This is a genomic window from Pseudovibrio ascidiaceicola (assembly GCF_900114245.1).
GTDB classification, from domain to species: Bacteria; Pseudomonadota; Alphaproteobacteria; order Rhizobiales; family Stappiaceae; genus Pseudovibrio; species Pseudovibrio ascidiaceicola.
On record NZ_FOSK01000016.1, the window covers coordinates 39,647 to 58,935 of the forward strand.

Consider the following 19,289-nt stretch of genomic DNA (forward strand, 5'->3'; position numbering starts at 1 on the left):
AAAATATGACCCAAGGAAAATTAAGGGAGTGGCTTTTCCGCTCTTGACCAATTGATCTGAAAAGGCCATTTGACAGCCGCGAAGTCATCCGAGATTGTGTCGGTTCGACTCATAAAACGGTTTTTGATTTATCAATTCCAAGACGAGATTTACGCGAAAGCCAGGAAATCAATGAACGTAGTCATTGTGGAATCACCGGCGAAAGCCAAGACCATCAACAAATATCTGGGCAAGGACTACATCGTTCTGGCGTCCTACGGCCATGTGCGCGATTTGCCTCCCAAGGATGGCTCCGTTCTGCCGGACGACGACTTTGCCATGTCCTGGTCTGTAGATTCCAAATCTCAAAAGCGCCTGTCGGATATCGCCAGCGCGGTGAAGGAGGCTGACCGCCTTATTCTCGCAACTGACCCTGACCGCGAAGGTGAGGCCATTTCTTGGCACGTCTTGGAAGTTCTGAAAAAGAAACGCGTCCTGAAGGATAAGAAGGTCGAGCGCGTGGTATTCAACGCGATCACCAAAAATTCCATTCTGGAAGCGATGAAAAATCCGCGCGAACTGGATGTGCCGCTTGTAGACGCTTATCTGGCGCGTCGTGCCCTCGATTACCTCGTAGGCTTTACACTCTCTCCGGTTCTGTGGCGCAAACTTCCAGGTGCCCGCTCCGCAGGCCGCGTGCAATCCGTTGCACTGCGTCTTGTGTGTCAGCGTGAAAATGAGATCGAGACATTCCTCTCTCAGGAATACTGGTCCATTCTGGCAAACCTCAACACACCGGAAAATGCACCAGTTCAGGCGCGCATCACCAATTTTGACGGCCAGAAGATTACTCGCCTCGACATAAAGAACGAGCAAGAAGCCACAGCAATCAAGCAAATGCTTGAGGGTGCGAGCTTCTCTGTAAGCAATGTTGAGAGCAAGCCACAACGGCGCAATCCATATGCGCCATTCACCACCTCTACCCTTCAGCAGGAAGCTTCTCGTAAGCTCGGCTTTGCAGCGGCACGCACCATGCAGGTTGCGCAAAAACTTTATGAAGGTGCCAATATCGGCGGTGAGACCACTGGTTTGATCACCTATATGCGTACCGATGGCGTGCAGATCGCTCCAGAAGCAATTCAAAGCGCGCGCAGTGTCATTGGCTCCCGCTATGGGGATGAATACGTCCCTGAAAAGCCGCGCGTATATACATCCAAAGCAAAAAACGCTCAGGAAGCGCACGAAGCGATCCGCCCGACTGACTTGTCCCGTCACCCACGCGACATGGCAAAGTTCCTCGACGAGGATGGCGCACGCCTTTATGAGCTGGTCTGGAAGCGAACCATCGCCTCCCAGATGGAATCTGCCGTTCTGGAACGCACCACTGTTGATATCGAGGCCGCAAACGGTGCCAAGAAAGCTGCCCTGCGCGCATCTGGCTCTGTTGTTCGTTTCGACGGCTTCCTCACCCTTTATCAGGAAGGTAAAGATGATGAGGAAGATGAGGAAAGCAAGCGCCTGCCAGCAATGACGAAGGGCGACAGCCTCGGTCGTAAAGGCATTGAAGCCAACCAACACTTCACAGAGCCTCCACCACGCTTCACCGAAGCAACACTGGTGAAGAAGATGGAAGAGCTGGGTATCGGTCGCCCATCCACCTACGCTGCAACGCTGCAAACTCTGCGCGATCGCGGTTATGTGGATCTGGACAAGAAACGCCTGATCCCACAGGACAAAGGTCGTCTGGTAATCGCGTTCCTTGAAGACTTCTTCAATCGCTATGTGGAGTATGACTTCACCGCAAGCCTTGAAGACCAGCTCGACAAGATCTCAGCTGGCGATCTGGAATGGAAAGCCGTCTTGCGTGACTTCTGGAATCCGTTCCACGAAATTTGTGATGAGGTAATTAAGCGCTCCAACACAGAAGTGCTGGATGCCCTGAACGAAACCCTCAAAGCACACGTTTTCCCAGACAAGGAAGACGGCTCCGATCCACGCAAATGCCCGAAATGTGAAACCGGTCGTTTATCGTTGAAAGTTTCCCGCTTTGGCGCATTTGTTGGGTGTTCCAACTACAACAAAGACAAAAAAGACGGCAAGGAACCAAACGAAAATCCTCCGCACTGCGATTACACGCGTCAACTCACCTCAGGCGGTGCATCTGATGCGGGCGCAGCGGCAGACGGACCACAGGTTCTGGGCATTGATCCGGAAACAGGATTGGAAGTCTCCTTGCGCTCAGGCCGTTTCGGCCCATATGTACAGCTAGGTGAAGAAGCCAAACCGAAGCGCTCGTCCCTGCCGCGAGGCTGGAGCACTGCCGATCTGGATCTGGAGAAAGCCCTTCAACTGCTTTCCCTGCCACGCGAAGTCGGCACCCACCCGGAAGATGGCAAGACCATTTCCGCAGGTCTGGGCCGTTTCGGACCATTCGTGCTGCATGATGGCACCTACGCCAATCTGGACAGCCCGGACGAAGTCTTCTCCGTCGGTATCAATCGCGCCGTAACCCTGCTTGCTGAAAAGCGCGCCAAGGGCGGAGGCCGCGGAGCCGCCGCAAAACCACTCAAAGAACTGGGTGACCACCCCGATGGCGGCGCCATCAACGTATACAGCGGTCGTTATGGCCCTTACGTGAAGTGGGAAAAGATCAATGCAACCCTTCCAAAGGACGTTGCACCAGAAGCTGTCACGCTGGAACAGGCAACAGAGCTTGTAAACGCCAAGGCAGCAACAAAAGGTAAGAAGAAAGCGCCTGCCAAAAAGGCAGCTGCAAAGAAAACAACCGCCAAGAAAGCAGCGCCCAAAGGGGCACTGAAAGAACTTGGCGATCATCCGGATGGTGGAGCGATGGAGCTGCGCGACAGTGGCCGCCTCGGCGTTCGGATCAAATGGGGCAAGGAGTTCACCTCCCTGCCAAAAGGAACAGACCCGGAGACGGTAACCCGCGAACAGGCAATCGAGCTGATCAACGCGAAGAAGGATTAAGATCCCCGTTACTCTCCGGACAACGAAACATAAGGGCTTCCGACCATCGGGAGCCCCTTTTCGCGGCATAAAAGCCGCACTGGATGAGATACATTGAGCCGAAAAAAGGCCACTGAAAAAAGACATAAGGGACCGGCAGAAATGCCATCCCGTGAAGACATTCTGAAGTTTATTGCCGACAATCCCGGCAAAGCTGGTAAACGCGAAATCGCCCGCCATTTTGGTATCGTCGGCGCAGCGCGCATCCCCCTCAAACGAATGCTAAGAGATTTGACCGAGGCCGGTCACCTCGAAAAACGCCGGAAACGCATGTTGCGTCCAGGCGATCTTCCTCCTGTCTTTGTTGTAAAAATCACGAGCAGAACTGCTGACGGTGAGCTCCTCGGCATCCCGATGAACTGGGATGAAGAGCATGGAGAACCACCAAACGTCCTCGTTTTGTCGCAAAAGAACAAAAACAAGTTCAACCCCGTTCCAGGCATCGGCGACCGCGCCCTTGTGAAACTTCTGGACGATCAGGATGGATCTCCCGAAGCCAAGCACGTCGTGCGCGTGATGAAGCGTCTGGAGAACCAGGACACCGATATCCTCGGCATCCTGCGCATCAACAAGGCAACCAAAGCAGCAACTCTGGAACCAGTTGACCGCAAACAGCGCGCTGTCGACCTGGATCCACGCGAGCTGATGGAATCTGAAGATGGTGATCTGGTAAAGATCGAAGTCCACAAAGTCGGGCGATACGGCACACCGCGTGGCCGCATCGTCAAACGCTTTGGGTCTACCACTTCGGAAATGGCTGTCTCCGAAATCGCATTGCACACACAGGGCATTCGCAACGAATTCCCTGGAGCCGTGATTGCTGAATCGGAAAACATCAAGCCTGTTGGCCACAAAGGCCGCGAAGATTGGCGCGACATCCCGCTCATCACCATCGATCCAGCAACTGCAAAAGACCACGACGATGCGGTCTATGCTCAGCTGGACAATAGCCCGGAGAATGAAGGCGGCTGCATCGTTTACGTCGCAATTGCAGACGTGGCAGCTTATATCACTCCCGGCTCTCCGATGGACAAGGAAGCACTGCTACGCGGCAACTCGGTCTACTTCCCGGACCGTGTAATCCCGATGCTGCCTGAGCGCATCTCCAACAATCTGTGTTCCTTGCGCGAGAACGAAGACCGCCCTTCCATGGCAACACGGATGGTCTTTGATAAGAACGGTAAGAAAACCTCTCACTCGTTCCACCGCGTCATCATGCGCAGCGCTGCCAAACTCTCCTATCAACAGGCCCAGAAAGCCATTGAAGGAGTAACAGACGACAAAACCGGTCCTTTGTTGGAACCGGTTCTTGAACCGCTGTGGGCAGCCTACGAGATTTTGAAACGGGGCCGCGACAAACGCCAACCGCTGGAACTCGACATCCCGGAACGCCGCATTCTGCTCAAAGAAGACGGCACGGTTGATCAGATCGTCGTCCCAGACCGATTGGATGCGCACAAACTCATCGAAGAGTGCATGATCCAGGCAAACGTCGCAGCCGCAGAAGAGCTTGAGAAGCGCAACTCTGCCCTGCTCTACCGTGTGCACGATGCCTCAACGCCGGAAAAGCTGGAGAATCTGAGAGATTTCCTCTCCACGCTGGACGTCAAGCTGCCTCACATTGGCGGCCTGCGTCCTTCTGTGTTCAACAACATTCTCGACAAATTCAAAGACACCGCAAGCGCAACCATGGTGTCAGAGGTCGTGCTGCGTTCACAGGCACAAGCAGAGTACAATGCCGAGAACATCGGACATTTCGGATTGAACCTCCGACGTTATGCACACTTCACATCCCCTATTCGCCGCTACGCAGATTTGATAGTGCATCGCGCGCTCATTCGGGCACTCGGCCTTGGGGATGATGGCCTGCCATACGGCATCGAAGAGAAGCTACCTGCCATCGCAGCTGACATTTCTGCGGCAGAACGACGGGCAATGCTGGCTGAACGCGAAACCATCGACCGTCTGATTGCCCTGTACCTTTGCGAGAGAATTGGTGCTGAATTTCCTGGGCGAATTGCCGGAGTGACCAAATCTGGCCTGTTCGTCAAACTGCTACAAAATGGCGCAGATGGCTTCATTCCTGCATCTACCATTGGTATGGATTACTACGAATATGTAGAATCGGCTCATGCCCTTGTGGGCAGAGCAACTGGTGAAACCTACCAACTTGGTGACGCAGTGCAGGTCAAACTGGTGGAAGCCGCCCCATTTGCGGGCTCTTTACGGTTTGAAATGCTCACAAAAGGCAAATCCAAGGGCGAGGCAGCGGGACGGGTTGCTAAGCACAAGGGTTGGCAAGCAAGAAACAACAGCAAGCCAAAAGGTTTACGCCGGTCAAAAAACGGAAATAAGCGGAAGCGCACATAAAAAAACGTGCGCTCCCCTGCATTTACGGGACGGAAAAGGCAGGTATAAATGAATACCCATCAAGATCGGAATACCGGAGAAGCGGTGCTGCGCGGCATGCGCTGCAAATGCCCTTCCTGTGGCATTGGCTCTGTCTTCGACGGTTACTTGAGCGTGAAACAATCCTGCGACAAATGTGGTGAAGAACTTCACCACCACCGCGCAGATGATGCTCCGCCCTATTTCACAATCTTTATCGTTGGTCACGTCGTCGTTGCGCTGGCCATGTGGGTAGAGATGGCCTACGTGCCGCCTATGTGGCTACACATGGCTGTCTGGCTGCCTTTGACCATCATCATGTCTCTGACTCTCCTGCGCCCAATCAAAGGCGCTTTGGTTGGTTTGCAATGGGCACTACGTATGGATGGCTTTGCAACTGCCGGCAAAGCACCTAGTTTTGGCCCAACACGCGCCAATCAGAGGTAAGGAATGTCCACGGAAGACCTGACAAAAGAAGTCAAAGTTGAGCGAGCGGAAGAAAACAACAACCCGGCCGCTCAGCCTTTGAGGCCAAAAGACGCCTCCACACTGCTTATTCTGGATCGCAAGGACGATGGCTCCCTGCATCTGTTGATGGGCAAGCGCCACATGGCGCATAAGTTCATGCCTGGCAAATTCGTGTTCCCAGGTGGCCGTGTCGATTCTGAAGACAGCCGTGTAAGATATGTGCGCGACTATCATCCGGATGTGCTCGCCAAGCTCAACTACGACAAAAAGCAGATCAAGACAGAAAGCCGCCTGCGTGCATTGGCAATTGCTGCCATTCGCGAAACCTACGAGGAAGCAGGCCTGTTTGTTGGCACCAAAACCGAAGGCCCAAGCGAACCAGCTGGCCCGGGTTTTGAAGCTTTTGACGAGCTGGGCATCCTGCCGGATCTGGAGCCACTTCGCTACGTGGCCCGCGCAATCACCCCTCCAGGCAGAACACGACGCTTTGATGCACGTTTCTTCGCCGTATGGGCGGACCAGATTGCACACAAGCTGGAAACCGGCATTGGACCAACAGAAGAGCTGGAAGAGCTCCAGTGGCTGCCAATTGAGCAGTGCAAAGAGCTGGACCTGCCACGCATCACACTGGCGGTCCTGACAGATCTTGAAAACCGTCTTGCCAAAGACCCGGATCTTTCTCCAGATGGCCCCGTGCCGTACTACTACTGGAAGAATGACGGCTTCGCGCGCGAAGAAATTTAGTTCTGATTACCCAAGGCGCAACAAACATATATCGCTACGATACTATGTGTTGCGCCTTGCACTTTTCCTGATAGAAGCATTTAGAGCGTATCCCCGAAACCAGATCTGGTTTTCGGACAAGAACGCGCATGAAAACACAGTTTTAGAACGTGATGCGTGAACGTATATGAGCGCAACACGGACAAAAACACTTGCTCATAACGAGCTTGAAACGCAGTTGTGTAAATGCTTCAGACATCGGGCGCCTTAGCCAACTCCCTCTCACCGAAACAGGTTCGCGGCATCATTGCGGCCATCGCAGCTATTACAGCTGTTGGCCTCTCCCTGTCAGCAAGCCTGCCACTGCTTGCACTCACGCTCGAGTATCGCGGTGTCAGCGACACCTGGATCGGCATCAACACCGCATTCTCCGGCGTTGCCTCCATTGTTGCCACTCCGGTCGGGCCCTATCTCGCACGCAGACTGGGCACGCCTCAGGCGCTTCTGATCAGCCTGTTGGTCGCAGGTTTCTCCCTACCCTTCTTCTTTGTCCTCGAAAACTTCTGGGCATGGTTCCCGCTCCGCCTATTGTTCCACGGCGCAACAACGTCGGCTTTCATTCTCTCCGAGTTCTGGATCAACGCACTGGCACCTTCAAAGCACAGAGGCTTCCTCATGGGCGTTTACGCCACTGTGCTGGCACTGGGCTTTGCTTCAGGGCCTCTGGTACTTGCATTTGCTGGCACAATAGGTGCGCTCCCATTCCTGCTGGCAGGCGCGGGCATCGTTATTGCAGCCTTACCAGTACTGATTGGCTTCAACGCTGCACCGAGAATCGAAAGCGAAGCAACCTCAAAGCTCTATGCATTTTTGTGGATAGCTCCAGCTGCCACATTCGCCGGATTTGTCTTCGGAGCTGTGGAACAATCCGGCATCTCCCTGCTTCCATTGTTTGGTCTCAAGATCGGCCTGACGGCGCAAACCGGAACCCTGCTCGTCTCTGCAATGGCTGCCGGCAACATGGTGCTGCAGATCCCACTGGGTATGCTCTCTGATCGCATGAACCGCCGTCATCTCCTAATCTATTGCGGAGCCTTTGGCGTCATCGGCGCACTGCTTATGATCCCACTCTCCGGCAGTTTTTATGGCATCTGCGCTCTTCTCTTTGTCTGGGGCGGCGTCGTGGCCGGGCTCTATACAGTTGGCCTCACACACCTTGGCGCACGCTTTGATGGGGCCAATCTGGCCTCCGCCAATGCGGCCTTCGTTCTCATGTATTCCATTGGCCAGTTGGTGGGTCCTGCCAGCACCGGACTTGCTCTTTCCGCGTGGGGTGCGGACGGACTACCACTGGTATTTGCAGGATTCTTGGGCGCATATGTAATTATATGCCTGATAAGGGGGACAAGACTCGGCTCAGCGCCCTAATGCATCTTGACTTTAGCCCTGTGATTAGTAATGTGCGCGCTGAATTCCCAAAGTTTCCCCGGAAGCGCACCCTACCCGAAGCGAAGGTGTGAGGGTGCCACCGGGACAAACTAAACAACCGGCCACTTCTTAAAAAGGCCGAAAACAGACAGGATCCTTAGCGATGGCCAAGGCGACCACCATTAAGATCAAGCTGCAGTCCACTGCGGACACCGGCTACTTCTACGTGACTAAAAAGAACTCCCGCACCATGACCGAAAAAATGGTGAAGCGTAAATACGACCCAGTCGTAAAGAAGCACGTTGAGTTCAAGGAAACCAAGATCAAGTAAGTCTTGGCTTCATCTGAATTTTCAAAAAAAGGCGTTTGCAGTCTGCAAGCGCCTTTTTTGTATGCATACTCATGAGCGCACCCTCACAGCACTCGCCTTCAGCACTCAAACGCAAGTAAGAATCGCTAACTAACCCTCCGATGACAACTCGTCTGCGAGCCTGAACCACTCAATTGTCAGGGGTAGACAACATTTCCTCACACAAGAGGAAATGGACTGAGTATAGTCCCCTCAACACGGTCAATTCCGTTTCAAATTCAATGAGAACTGACCATCACGATCACTTTGACACATAAGAAAACTGCCCAGACTGAATGACTCATCACACCAATTACACGCCTCAGGCAACCTCTCCACACACCAACTCTGGCATAGACGCACAGAATCCAGCGCAAACAGCGCCAGCACATGCTTGCGAGCGTCAACCCTTAGAGATTTGGAAGAAGTGGTGGCCGGCGAGAACCGGATGACACGAGGAGGCCACTCAGAACCCGCTTACTCGCCGGCCAACCCCACGGACCCAGGAGATGCGGCGGACCTGAGCGCTCCGTAGGGAAACTATGAAGCAGTATTGCCGGGACTTTTTCAATCAACCAAAGGCCAATACTGCAATTTCGCAGTCAATAATTTCATGAAGCAGATGATATCGTATATCACCATCGCAACATTTACGACTTTAGTAAAGCTTTAAGGTAATTGCGCTCCTGAAAATGGAGGGGATTCTTCACCTATACACAACAAAAGGAAAGAAACCGCCGATTATCAAGAGGCATACGCACAGAAACCCAACAGTCCCCGCAAGACTCACTCGGTGATTTCATCTAGTTTCAAAGACCTACGACTTTTGATGAGAGTCTTTCACTCAATGAAAACTGGTAAGATCAAACAGATTACTAAAGCTTTGCTTTCTGAGGTTTGGCAAACCCACAACTTCTAGCTGAACACAATTTACCAATTAACCACAATCACAACTAATCACGGTTGTATTATGTGTCCTTCAGGAACCCTGAGACCGTCTCCAGGAAGTTGCCAACAGAGATCGGCTTGGAAATGTAGGCCTCACATCCGCCCTGACGAATGCGCTCCTCATCTCCCTTCATGGCAAAAGCTGTCACCGCAATCACAGGAATGACCTTTAAGTCATCATCCTCTTTGATCCATTTGGTCACTTCAAGCCCTGAAACTTCAGGCAGCTGGATATCCATCAGGATCAGATCCGGTTTATGTGCACGAGCGAGCTCAAGCGCTTCCATGCCATTGCGAGATTGCAAGGTCGCGTATCCATGAGCTTCAAGCAGATCGTTAAACAGCTTCATGTTGAGTTCGTTGTCTTCAACAATCAGCACGGTCTTTTGCATCAGTTCAGTCCTGCACAGAATGCCGCCCCAAAAATGGTTTAGCCATAAATAAAGGTGTGGTGCAGCCGCGTTGCGACTGGCATTGGGACAAGTCCCACACTAAATTTCCTGCTACATAGTTAATTCGGATTCGTTTCAGAAAGGCAAACACCAATGAATTTAGGCAAAACCGGCAGTTTGACCGAAGATACTGCACAGGAAATTGCAATTGGTGCCCTTACATTTCTTGGCAGCGAGCCTGAACAGCTCGGTCGCTTCCTGTCTTTAGCCGGGATCGGACCTCAAGAGATTCGCGATGCAGCAGCCGAGCCGGGCTTCCTGGCAGGTGTCCTTGAATTCCTGATGCAGGACGAGCAACTGCTGCTGGCCTACACTGAGAGTGTCGGCGTCCGCCCGACCATGATTGCTGCTGCCCATCTTAAACTTGCTGGAGGCGTAGATTTCCTTGCCCAACATTGAGACCGCAAACGCAAGCGCATTGCAGCAAATCAAAGAGATCGAGAAACGCGCACATCCGCTTCTCATCTGCGACGTGGACGAAGTCCTACTGCAGTTCATCCCGCACCTTGAGCGTTTCATGAAAGATCATGGCATTTCCTTCAAGGAAACCGCCTACCGCCTCAAGGCAAACATGATCTACACGCAAACAGGTGAAAACCTGACAGACGATGTCTGCATGGCAGTCATTCACAACTTCTTCGAAAGCGAAGTCGGCAAGCAGGAAGCCGTCCCGCACGCAGCTGAACAGCTCGAGCGCCTGTCAAAGCTCTGCGATATCGTCATCCTGACCAATCTGCCCGGTAGCCACAACAAGTCCGCCCGAGAGAATCTTCTCACACGCCTTGGTATGGACTATCCACTTGTCACCAACGAGGGCCCAAAAGGCGGAGCTGTCGCCGCTCTGTGCGCCGAACGGGGGCATCACCCGGTCATTTTCATTGACGACAGTCCGACCAACATCATCTCTGTAGGCAAAAGCACCCCTCACGTTCAGCTCGTACACTTCATTGCCGATTCACGTTTCTTCGCAATCGCAGGAAATCTGCCCAACGTTGCCCTGAAGAGCAATTGCTGGAAAGAAACAGGCGATTTTATTGAAAATCTGCTGGTCACTGCGGTAAGGTAAGATCACGGCTGCACGTGAACCTTTCACAAAACCAGAGAACCCAAGCGTGGAACAACTTTCAAGCACGACCCTCCAGTATTTTCTGGAACGTTTCGGACATTTAAGCGGAGCGATATTGCAAAGTGCCCTGTTCACCTCCGGGGTATCCGGTGGCCCTGGCTCCATGCTTCTGGAGTTTGCCGCAAGAGACTCCCAACGCCCAACAACCTCTCCGCAAGGTGCCATCAGCAAGCTGAGGATCAGAATCGAAGAGAGTCTGGAGTTCAATCTCCATGAACCGGGCGGCGGGGCTTACACCACGATCAAACACCCTATTGTCGGCATGTTTTTGCAAGACAAGTTTTTCCTGAACTTTGATCCCGTCAATTCAAAAGACTGGACCATCGAGGAATGGGACAAAGACCAGATGCGCAATTCAGTGTTTTATGTGGCTGGTGCGCGAATTTCCTGGGAGATTGAGGACTAGGTCATGCTACAGACCCAGCATCTGACATCCGAAAACAACCCAAGGCCTGGTTTCCATGGCAACTGAGGCCACCGCACCTCTAAAAGCACTCTGCAGAGACTGTACACACAGGTTCCGGGCAGACCTGACGCGCTGCCCTAAATGCGGCAGTCCGCGCATCCTTGCCCATGCAGAACTGGATACACTCGAAATCGCTCACATCGACTGCGATGCCTTTTATGCGTCCGTCGAAAAGCGCGAGAACCCTGAACTTGCGGATCGCCCTGTCATTGTCGGCGGAGGTCAGCGCGGTGTTGTCTCCGCAGCGTGCTACATCGCCCGCATTTACGGCGTGCGCTCTGCCATGCCCATGTTCAAAGCTCTTGATGCCTGCCCGGATGCCGTTGTTATCAAGCCGCGCATGGATCTGTACTCTCAGGTTGGCCGCCAAATTCGTGAAGAGATGGAAAAACTCACACCACTCGTTGAGCCCCTGTCCATTGATGAAGCCTTCCTGGACCTCTCCGGCACGCAGAAACTGCACGGCGCTACACCAGCTGAACTGCTCGTCCGGTTTGTGAGTAAGATCCAGACAGAACTCAGGCTCTCAGTCTCCGTCGGCCTTGCTCCCAACAAGTTCCTCGCCAAAATCGCCTCAGACTTGGACAAGCCCCGCGGCTTTTCTGTCATTGGCGATGCAGAGAAGAAAGAATTCCTCGCAAAGCAACCAACCAGTGTCATCTGGGGTGTAGGCAAAGTGTTTCAGGGTAAGCTGGAGCGGGACGGCATCAAAACCATCGGCCAACTACAACTCAAAGACCCGATAGACCTTGCCCGCAAATACGGCGCCATGGGCCTGCGCCTCGCAAAGTTGTGTCAGGGAGAGGATGACCGGCACGTCTCCTCAAACAGAGGCGCGAAAAGCATCAGTGGCGAGACCACATTCAACACGGACGTTTCTGACGTCACCCAGCTTTCAAAGAGCCTTTGGGCGCTGACCGAGAAGGTCTCCTATCGCACCAAGAAAGCGGAAAAATCCGGCAGGTCTGTCACTTTGAAGCTCAAGACCGCAGACTTCAAAACCATCACCCGCTCTCGCATGCTGCACGATCCCACCCAGTTGGCCGACAAGATCTTCCGCACAGCAGACGATCTGCTGCACAACGTGGCTGACGGCAAAATGCGGTTCCGTCTCATTGGCGTAGGGATTGGAGATTTAGGTCCGGCAGATCAGGCCGACCCGGAAGACCTGCTGGACGAGCAGGCCGAAAAACGTGCCAAAGCAGAACGGGCAATGGATGCCCTGCGCGGAAAATTCAAAGACAGTTCAGTCGTCTCTCTTGGCCGGTCCATAAAAGCACCCGGCAAGCGCTGAACTAACGCAGCTGCTCTTTTTTGATCGCCCCTGCAAACGGTGCGCTCACTTCCTCTTCAAGCACCACTGAGCTTCCGCAAGTACTGACATGCACCATAGGCTTCAGGTCCAGCTCAACCAAAGCACCTTCCAGTTCAAAAACCCCATAATTCAGGTTCATGCTTCTGGAGACCCCATTTTCATGAAGTACTGTCCGCAACTGGTAATCCGGCGTCCGTTCACCGCGCGCACCATCGCTTAAGTTGAAGTAGGCAATAGAAACCGGCCAGGCATCTGCATCTCCAAGTGCGTTCGGTAAGGAAAGCTGATCTGAGCGCTGTGACAATGGATCAGCCAGTTTGCGGCCAACAACAGTGGTTGCCTCAAACAACTGCTCACCGGTAACACTGCCATCATACAACTTGGAAACCATAAAGTGCTGCCCACCCGCAGCGCCATCAATCACGCTGTGCAGATGCTGCAGCGGGAACATGATGGAGCCATCAAAGCTCAACTTCTTCTCATCCGGCCCGCTCAAGTCCACATCCACCTTGGAACTTTGATGCTCCGCAGTGCCTTGTGCCTGTTCCGCCAAAAAATCATCAATGAAGGTTTTGTAGGCAAACGAAAGTTGAGAATTGTCCGGCGCTTCAAAATAGGTGCTGCGCAGGTCCGTGATCGTCTCCTGCCCCTCGTCATCAACACTCATCACCACAAAGCGCAGGTCCACAGTAAATCCATCACAAACAGAACCGGAGAGCTCATAGACCATACGCCCGTTCACATCAGAGATGTCCGCTCCATTTTGGGCGCTCGACAATCTCATGTCATAAACGGCTTTGTGAGGCTGAAGATCGGCGGCACTGCTCAACGAGGGAAGCAGAAGAGAACTCAAAGTGAGGGAAGAACCTGCAATCCCGCAAAGACAATGTCCCAAGCGTAGTTTCAGCATAAAACCTCCGATCATGTCGGAACAAAAGACACGTGGGCATGCCTCTCTTCCATCGTTGAAGAGTGCATAAACGCCACCGCCAACGCAAACATTCCGCCAAGGAAATCAGTGCTAGGGTAAATCTTTCAAATTAGATACACGTTTCCCACGTAGACAACGCCCCATGCACTCTTGCAACCATAGTGATTCTAATGTGAGTCTGCGCCTCACCTTGCAGACCACGGCTTCGTGAAGAGATAAACTCTTGAGTTTTCGTGGATTTGCATCACTTATTGCAAAAGAACATTCCGACCGGAGGGAAAACGAATGTCTGATACAATCCAGCAGAATCTTGAAAAGCTTGGTGTCACATTGCCGGAAGCCGCTGCTCCTGCTGCCAATTATGTGCCTTTCGTAAAAATCGGAAACCAGCTTTTCATCTCCGGCCAGCTACCAATGCAAGATGGCAAAATCGCAAAAACCGGCAAGGTTGGCGCTGACCTGAGCATTGAAGATGGTGTGGAAGCAGCTCGTCTTTGCGCAATCAATCTGCTGGCACAGGCAAAAGCTGCCACTGGCGATCTGTCTAAAGTGGTGCGTCTTGTGAAAATTGTTGGCTTCGTCAATTCCAATGGTGACTTCGGCGACCAGCCAAAAGTTATCAACGGTGCATCAGACTTCATGGTTGCCGCCCTGGGTGATGCTGGCCGTCACGCACGCTCTGCCGTCAGCGCTGGAGCTCTGCCATTCAATGCAACTGTTGAGATCGAAGCAATTTTCGAAGTTGCCGACTAATTCTGCTCTGATCCTCAGAACATCTCCCATTTATTGAAGAAGCAAGTTCGAATAATCCATGCAAGATCTCTCCTGGCTCACCGCCCGCCCGATCGCTCACCGTGGCTTCCATAACAAAGAAGCAGGCATTCTTGAAAACACCCCATCTGCGGTCAAAGCTGCTGTCGAAAACAACTTCGCCATTGAAGTCGACCTCCAGCAAACCAAAGACGGTCAGGTCATCGTATTCCACGATCCAAACCTTGAGCGCCTGACACACGGCGAAGGCAAAGTCATCGACTTCGACCTGGCTGACCTGCGCAACCTCTCCATGCGAGGCTCCACTGATCCAATGTGGACCCTGCAAGAGCTGCTCGATCTGGTCGACGGCAAGGTGCCGCTGGTTATTGAAATCAAAACCCTGAACCTCGCAGAAGGTCAGGATGAGTTCATTAAAACCATCGCCAACATCCTCAGTGATTATAAAGGTCCGGCAGCAATAAAATCCTTTGACCCGAAGATGCTTCGGACCATGAAGGACGTCGCACCGCAAATCCCGCGCGGCTGCATCTCCATGACCACGCTGAGCGAGAACGATCACCTGCACCTGACAGAACACGAGATCGAGAAAATCTCCTGGATGGTGCACATGGCAGGCACAGACCCGCACTTCGTCTCCTTCTTCGTAAAAGATCTGCCTGCAGATGGCCCAAGCTTCCTGCGTGAGTTCTATGGCCTGCCTGTCATGACATGGACCGTTAGAACCAAAGAAGATCGCCTTAATGCGGCCAAGCACGCTGACCAGATCGTCTTTGAAGGCTTCAATCCAGACGAAGATCCACTCTAGGACCTATTGATTTGCCAGTACCACCATCACCAATTCTGAAAGTCCTCTCATCACTCGATGAGATCCCCAGCACAGACTGGGATGCACTGGCAAACCCCGGCACACCGCCGATCCTCTATGATCAGCAGGATTGGATCGATTCACCTGAAATGATCCAATCCACACCAAGCCTGAAAACTGAATCAACTTCTCAAGTTTCCGAATTTAACCCAATGCTTTCACACGCTTTTTTACAAGCGCTGGAAGAAAGCGGATGTGTAGGATGGGATGCAGGCTGGATCCCACAACACATTTGGTGGGAACAAGACGGCAAGCCCATCGCAGCGATCCCGACCTATGCCAAAAGCCACAGTCAGGGAGAGTACGTTTTCGACTACGCATGGGCTGAAGCATTTCAACGTGCAGGCGGAAACTACTACCCCAAACTGCAATGTTCCATTCCGTTCACGCCTGTGCCGGGACGCCGCCTCTTAATCTCACCAGAGGCCAACCGGTCAGAAACGATCAAGATCCTCACCACAGGCCTGAAAGAGCTGGCAACACGCATCGAAGGCTCATCAGCTCATCTCACCTTCCTCACTGAGCAGGAGTGGAAGGAACTGGGCGACGAAGGCTTCCTGTTACGCACAGACCAGCAGTTCCATTGGGAGAACAACGGCTACAGCGACTTCTCCGAGTTTCTGGAGGTCCTGTCCTCCCGCAAGCGCAAAAGCATCCGTAAGGAGCGTAAGACTGCGCTGGAGAACGATATCGAAGTCGAATGGATCACTGGCCCCGATTTACAGGAAAGCCACTGGGACGCGTTCTTTGAGTTTTACGTGGACACAGGCAATCGCAAATGGGGCTCGCCTTATCTCAACCGGGAGTTCTTCTCGCTCCTCAGCGAAAGACTGGCGGATCATACTTTGCTCATCATGGCAAAGCGCAATGGCCGCTATATTGCTGGCGCGCTCAACATGATCGGCGGCAACACCCTGTATGGTCGCAACTGGGGCTGCATAGAGAACCACCCCTGCCTGCATTTCGAGATTTGCTATTACCAAGCCATTGAGTTTGCCTTGTCGCGCGGCCTTCAACGTGTTGAGGCAGGTGCCCAAGGAAGCCACAAGCTCGCACGTGGCTACATGCCCAACCTCACCTATTCCGCCCATTGGATTGCACACCCTTCGTTAAGGAATGCAGTCGCACACTATCTGGATCAGGAGCGCCAAGCCGTTCTGCATGAACAGAAAATCCTGTCGGAACACGGACCGTTTCGCCAGCAGGGCTCCTAGAACCTACATTAAGACACCACCTCAAGACTCTGAAGAGACTCACAAATCCCACCAAACTTGAATCAGTTTCTTAAGTCCATTCAGGTTCTCAACACCTACCAGATCGCAACACATATTTCTTATTGGGAATTCCGCCGTGAATCGCGATATGTATGGGCTCAAACATTTTTGAGACCACTGAGGATCCTGTAATGACCAGCTCCGCATATGATGAACACAACATCTTCGCCAAAATTTTACGCGGCGAACTGCCTTCCGAGAAGGTCTTTGAGGACGAAAATACGATTGTAATCATGGACATCATGCCACGCGCTGATGGCCATGTGCTGGTTCTGCCGAAAAACGGCTCCCGCAACATCCTTGACATTGAAGAAGCAGACCTTGCCGCCGTCGCAAAGACGGCCCAGAAGATGGCCCGCATCCTCAAGCAAGCCTTTGCTGCGGACGGCATCACCATCCACCAGTTCAACGAAGGCGCTGGCGGACAAATGGTGTTTCATACCCACTTCCACGTCATCCCACGCACCGAGGGCATCTCTCTACGCCCACACACTGGCGAGATGGAAGACGGTGAAAAGCTCAAAGCAAACGCAGAGAAAATTCGCGCGGCTGTTGCGGCTCACTCCTGATCATTTCAGACGAAACAACCTCGCGCACTCCACCAGACTGCGCGAGGAAAAGTCGATTCACCTGAAACGACCGACCTTCCTGACCTGCAATTTTGAATCTAATTACAACGCACTAGCCTGCACGCTTGAATCAGATTTTCAAGGCATCCAGAATTTCGATTCATCTGAAATGATCAGACAGCTTCGATAGACACTTTCTCATTCAGTGCTTTTTGCATGATCTTATCGAAGCGGGAATCCATGCAAACGCTCACGTCCGTCGTCACAAACTTCCCGCTCCAATACAGCGAGAAAATCGTGGCAGGTGTCGGCGCCCTCTGCGCTTTTTCCAGTGTATCCAGATGAACGATCTTGAGCGGCAACCCACGCTTCTGCGCAGTCTCTTTCAGGTTCTGCATCACATGATGATCCGTGAACGGACAGCGATTGGAGTAGTAAGCAACCAGCCCCTCCTCTTTAGGTCCAGCACCTTTTTGAGCAGCTTCAGAAAACGATGCAGAACCAGTCTGTCCGTCAACACCAAACCGCAACAGCTCAATACCATCCGGCGAGGTATCGCAGACCTCAAAGCCTTGCCGCTTGAACCATTTACCATCTGAGAGGAAGGGCATCTTCTTAGCGCCAGCAATCGTAACCAGACCCGTTGCGCCAGCCTCACGCGCAGCCTCTATGGCCTTGGCCAGCAACGCCTTGCCATGACCCTGCCCTTTGTATTTGCCGGAAACCCAGAAACAGTTCACCAGCAGGTGTTCAGGCGCAACCACAGGCGCCCAGCCAGCTTCCGCCGGACCAAATTCAATGAACACCTTTGCGCGCTCATCCAACCGAATAAATTGATAGCCTGAAGAGAATTGCTGGCTCAGCCAGTCCTTCTTCAACTGGTAGCCCTGCGCACATTTCTTGTCCGAGATTGCACAGCAGATATGCTCGTCACAAATCGTCTGCTCATTCAATGCAATATAAGTCATCGTCAGCTCCCCAGTCGCTAACTTACGTTAGAGCGAGAAACAATGATCAGCAATGCGTGCGATCAAGCTTAGCAAGATCCGTTAAATCAAAAAGGCCCAGCCACCAATCAGCACAAACTCAGCTGAGATAATCCCGGCCATCAGCCGGTCGTTAAGAAGCTTGTATCCAACAACGCCACTAGCCACCGCAGCAAGACGCAACCATACAGGTACGTCGCCCAGCACGCCTTCGGGAAACAAAACCAATCGCGCGATGATGCCAGCAATCAACGCCGTCGCAACAGCCCGCACCCATGCGAACAAAAGACTGTCCTCGCGCAGCTTGCCGGAGGCAAACACACCAATCCAGCGCCAGCACTCTGTCGCCAGAAAGCCAGCAACAAGGATCATCACATAAGGCCACCACCAGCTGCCATAAACCTCACTCACAGCTCGGCCCTCCGTGTTGCAAACAACCAGCCCACAAAGGCAACTGTGCCACCCACAAATCCGGTCAGCAGCAAATCAGCACCCGGAAAGAAGTGATAGAAGACAGGCCCGAGAATGAGACCCAAAATGAGCGCGGCCTTATCACCACTCGTACGAGAAGCCTGATACATGGAAAACATGAAGTAGATCGGAGTCAGCAAAACCAGACCAGCCGCAATCGGACCTTCTACCGCTGGAAGCACCATGTAAGACAACGCGGTCGAACACAGCACCACAAAGTGCACTGTGGACCCAAACCCGGCAAAGAAGGGCAAACGCGCCGCCCTTGGCATGCTTGGCAGGTTGCGCATGGCAAACACCCACGCCGTCACAGCCACAAAGTGGGACACAATCAGCATGTGCCACGTCTTAGTTCGCTTCCCATCGCGCAGAACAGGCATCAACGCCACGGTCATTGGCATCAAGCGCACAGCGGAAAGAGCAACCGCAATCGCAGCGGAGATCAATCCAGCCCCGGCACTCATAGCACCCGTCAAAACAACAATGCTTGGCAACGCCCACATAAACAGGCTCATCAAGAGCACTTCAGTGAGCGTGAGCCCAACTTCGCGGGCTAGCGAAGTAAACCCCACAAAAGCCATCATCAAAATAAGTGTCGGGAGGCAAAACGCGCCCTTAGCTCCTTGGCGGAACCAATAGGCACCTCCCTCAAATTCCGAAGGATCCTCTCCTTCGTCAATATCCATGTCTGAACTGGTCATTTAAGAACTCGGAGGCTCACGAGAAAGAAGAGCCTTTGGGGAAGAAGAA

Annotated in this window: 19 protein-coding genes; 14 read left to right on the plus strand and 5 right to left on the minus strand. The window is 52.9% G+C overall.

The window, feature by feature from the left end:
- Positions 1 to 171 precede the first annotated feature (171 nt).
- From topA to rpmG, 6 genes are all read left to right on the plus strand, one after another.
- Positions 172 to 2,967 (plus strand): type I DNA topoisomerase, encoded by a 2,796-nt coding sequence (gene topA, locus BM231_RS23255; RefSeq protein WP_093523366.1) that lies wholly within the window; start codon positions 172 to 174, stop codon positions 2,965 to 2,967.
- 141 nt (positions 2,968 to 3,108) lie between these two features.
- The gene (rnr, locus tag BM231_RS23260; protein ID WP_093523367.1) at positions 3,109 to 5,376 is read left to right on the plus strand and encodes a ribonuclease R; all 2,268 of its coding nucleotides are present in this window, start codon (positions 3,109 to 3,111) and stop codon (positions 5,374 to 5,376) included.
- 48 nt (positions 5,377 to 5,424) lie between these two features.
- Positions 5,425 to 5,841 carry a DUF983 domain-containing protein gene (locus BM231_RS23265; protein ID WP_093523368.1) on the plus strand — a complete coding sequence of 139 codons (417 nt, stop codon included), beginning with the start codon at positions 5,425 to 5,427 and terminating at the stop codon, positions 5,839 to 5,841.
- Between the two features lie 3 nt (positions 5,842 to 5,844).
- On the plus strand, positions 5,845 to 6,606 hold the full coding sequence (locus tag BM231_RS23270) for an NUDIX hydrolase (protein ID WP_093523369.1): 762 nt from the start codon (positions 5,845 to 5,847) through the stop codon (positions 6,604 to 6,606).
- A gap of 225 nt (positions 6,607 to 6,831) precedes the next feature.
- Entirely contained in the window at positions 6,832 to 8,013 is a 1,182-nt protein-coding gene (locus BM231_RS23275; protein WP_093523370.1) for an MFS transporter, read from the plus strand.
- Positions 8,014 to 8,176: 163 nt separating this feature from the next.
- Positions 8,177 to 8,344, plus strand: coding sequence for a 50S ribosomal protein L33 (gene rpmG, locus BM231_RS23280; protein ID WP_008552972.1), 168 nt, complete (start codon positions 8,177 to 8,179; stop codon positions 8,342 to 8,344).
- A 986-nt stretch (positions 8,345 to 9,330) separates the two neighbouring features.
- On the opposite strand, the gene BM231_RS23285 is transcribed toward rpmG, so the two are convergent.
- Positions 9,331 to 9,702, minus strand: a complete 372-nt coding sequence (locus BM231_RS23285; RefSeq protein WP_093523371.1) for a response regulator — start codon at positions 9,700 to 9,702, stop codon at positions 9,331 to 9,333.
- 153 nt (positions 9,703 to 9,855) lie between these two features.
- Between BM231_RS23285 and BM231_RS23290 the strand changes: the two genes are divergently transcribed.
- The 4 genes from BM231_RS23290 to BM231_RS23305 are packed head-to-tail and all read left to right on the plus strand — an operon-like array spanning position 9,856 to position 12,648.
- Positions 9,856 to 10,161, plus strand: coding sequence for a DUF3572 domain-containing protein (locus tag BM231_RS23290; RefSeq protein WP_057463369.1), 306 nt, complete (start codon positions 9,856 to 9,858; stop codon positions 10,159 to 10,161).
- Positions 10,148 to 10,828 carry an HAD family hydrolase gene (locus BM231_RS23295; protein ID WP_093523372.1) on the plus strand — a complete coding sequence of 227 codons (681 nt, stop codon included), beginning with the start codon at positions 10,148 to 10,150 and terminating at the stop codon, positions 10,826 to 10,828. The genes BM231_RS23290 and BM231_RS23295 overlap by 14 nt, the downstream gene beginning before the upstream one ends.
- Before the next feature lie 46 nt (positions 10,829 to 10,874).
- Positions 10,875 to 11,294, plus strand: coding sequence for a hypothetical protein (locus BM231_RS23300; protein WP_208860601.1), 420 nt, complete (start codon positions 10,875 to 10,877; stop codon positions 11,292 to 11,294).
- A gap of 55 nt (positions 11,295 to 11,349) precedes the next feature.
- Positions 11,350 to 12,648: a DNA polymerase IV gene (locus tag BM231_RS23305; RefSeq protein WP_093523374.1), complete on the plus strand. Its 1,299-nt coding sequence runs from the start codon at positions 11,350 to 11,352 to the stop codon at positions 12,646 to 12,648.
- 1 nt (position 12,649) lies between these two features.
- Here the strand turns inward: BM231_RS23305 and BM231_RS23310 are convergent, their stop codons facing one another.
- Entirely contained in the window at positions 12,650 to 13,579 is a 930-nt protein-coding gene (locus BM231_RS23310; protein ID WP_093523492.1) for an EipB family protein, read from the minus strand.
- Between the two features lie 306 nt (positions 13,580 to 13,885).
- Between BM231_RS23310 and BM231_RS23315 the strand changes: the two genes are divergently transcribed.
- The 4 genes from BM231_RS23315 (at position 13,886) to BM231_RS23330 (ending at position 17,082) form a co-directional block, all read left to right on the plus strand.
- Entirely contained in the window at positions 13,886 to 14,353 is a 468-nt protein-coding gene (locus BM231_RS23315; protein WP_093523386.1) for a RidA family protein, read from the plus strand.
- Between the two features lie 58 nt (positions 14,354 to 14,411).
- Complete coding sequence (locus tag BM231_RS23320) at positions 14,412 to 15,179, plus strand: glycerophosphodiester phosphodiesterase family protein (protein WP_093523388.1); 768 nt, start codon at positions 14,412 to 14,414, stop codon at positions 15,177 to 15,179.
- 11 nt (positions 15,180 to 15,190) lie between these two features.
- Positions 15,191 to 16,453 (plus strand): GNAT family N-acetyltransferase, encoded by a 1,263-nt coding sequence (locus tag BM231_RS23325; protein WP_342029954.1) that lies wholly within the window; start codon positions 15,191 to 15,193, stop codon positions 16,451 to 16,453.
- 191 nt (positions 16,454 to 16,644) lie between these two features.
- Positions 16,645 to 17,082, plus strand: a complete 438-nt coding sequence (locus tag BM231_RS23330) for an HIT family protein (RefSeq protein WP_093523496.1) — start codon at positions 16,645 to 16,647, stop codon at positions 17,080 to 17,082.
- A 173-nt stretch (positions 17,083 to 17,255) separates the two neighbouring features.
- Here BM231_RS23330 and BM231_RS23335 read toward each other — a convergent pair whose 3' ends face one another.
- The 3 genes from BM231_RS23335 to BM231_RS23345 all read right to left on the minus strand — a co-directional run bounded on the left by BM231_RS23335 (position 17,256) and on the right by BM231_RS23345 (position 19,240).
- Complete coding sequence (locus BM231_RS23335) at positions 17,256 to 18,050, minus strand: GNAT family N-acetyltransferase (protein WP_093523390.1); 795 nt, start codon at positions 18,048 to 18,050, stop codon at positions 17,256 to 17,258.
- 81 nt (positions 18,051 to 18,131) lie between these two features.
- On the minus strand, positions 18,132 to 18,479 hold the full coding sequence (locus tag BM231_RS23340) for an AzlD domain-containing protein (RefSeq protein WP_063300649.1): 348 nt from the start codon (positions 18,477 to 18,479) through the stop codon (positions 18,132 to 18,134).
- Positions 18,476 to 19,240 carry an AzlC family ABC transporter permease gene (locus tag BM231_RS23345; protein WP_093523392.1) on the minus strand — a complete coding sequence of 255 codons (765 nt, stop codon included), beginning with the start codon at positions 19,238 to 19,240 and terminating at the stop codon, positions 18,476 to 18,478. Before BM231_RS23345 ends, BM231_RS23340 begins: the two co-directional genes overlap by 4 nt.
- Between the last annotated feature and the right edge of the window lie 49 nt (positions 19,241 to 19,289).

Coding starts and splice junctions, on each gene's coding strand:
- BM231_RS23335 (WP_093523390.1), bottom strand. CDS start 18,050: ATGACTTATATTGCATTGAATGAGCAGACGATTTGTGACGAGCATATC.
- BM231_RS23270 (WP_093523369.1), top strand. CDS start 5,845: ATGTCCACGGAAGACCTGACAAAAGAAGTCAAAGTTGAGCGAGCGGAA.
- BM231_RS23310 (WP_093523492.1), bottom strand. CDS start 13,579: ATGCTGAAACTACGCTTGGGACATTGTCTTTGCGGGATTGCAGGTTCT.
- topA (WP_093523366.1), top strand. CDS start 172: ATGAACGTAGTCATTGTGGAATCACCGGCGAAAGCCAAGACCATCAAC.
- BM231_RS23320 (WP_093523388.1), top strand. CDS start 14,412: ATGCAAGATCTCTCCTGGCTCACCGCCCGCCCGATCGCTCACCGTGGC.
- BM231_RS23315 (WP_093523386.1), top strand. CDS start 13,886: ATGTCTGATACAATCCAGCAGAATCTTGAAAAGCTTGGTGTCACATTG.
- BM231_RS23285 (WP_093523371.1), bottom strand. CDS start 9,702: ATGCAAAAGACCGTGCTGATTGTTGAAGACAACGAACTCAACATGAAG.
- BM231_RS23275 (WP_093523370.1), top strand. CDS start 6,832: ATGCTTCAGACATCGGGCGCCTTAGCCAACTCCCTCTCACCGAAACAG.
- rpmG (WP_008552972.1), top strand. CDS start 8,177: ATGGCCAAGGCGACCACCATTAAGATCAAGCTGCAGTCCACTGCGGAC.
- BM231_RS23305 (WP_093523374.1), top strand. CDS start 11,350: ATGGCAACTGAGGCCACCGCACCTCTAAAAGCACTCTGCAGAGACTGT.
- BM231_RS23265 (WP_093523368.1), top strand. CDS start 5,425: ATGAATACCCATCAAGATCGGAATACCGGAGAAGCGGTGCTGCGCGGC.
- BM231_RS23290 (WP_057463369.1), top strand. CDS start 9,856: ATGAATTTAGGCAAAACCGGCAGTTTGACCGAAGATACTGCACAGGAA.
- BM231_RS23345 (WP_093523392.1), bottom strand. CDS start 19,240: ATGACCAGTTCAGACATGGATATTGACGAAGGAGAGGATCCTTCGGAA.
- rnr (WP_093523367.1), top strand. CDS start 3,109: ATGCCATCCCGTGAAGACATTCTGAAGTTTATTGCCGACAATCCCGGC.
- BM231_RS23330 (WP_093523496.1), top strand. CDS start 16,645: ATGACCAGCTCCGCATATGATGAACACAACATCTTCGCCAAAATTTTA.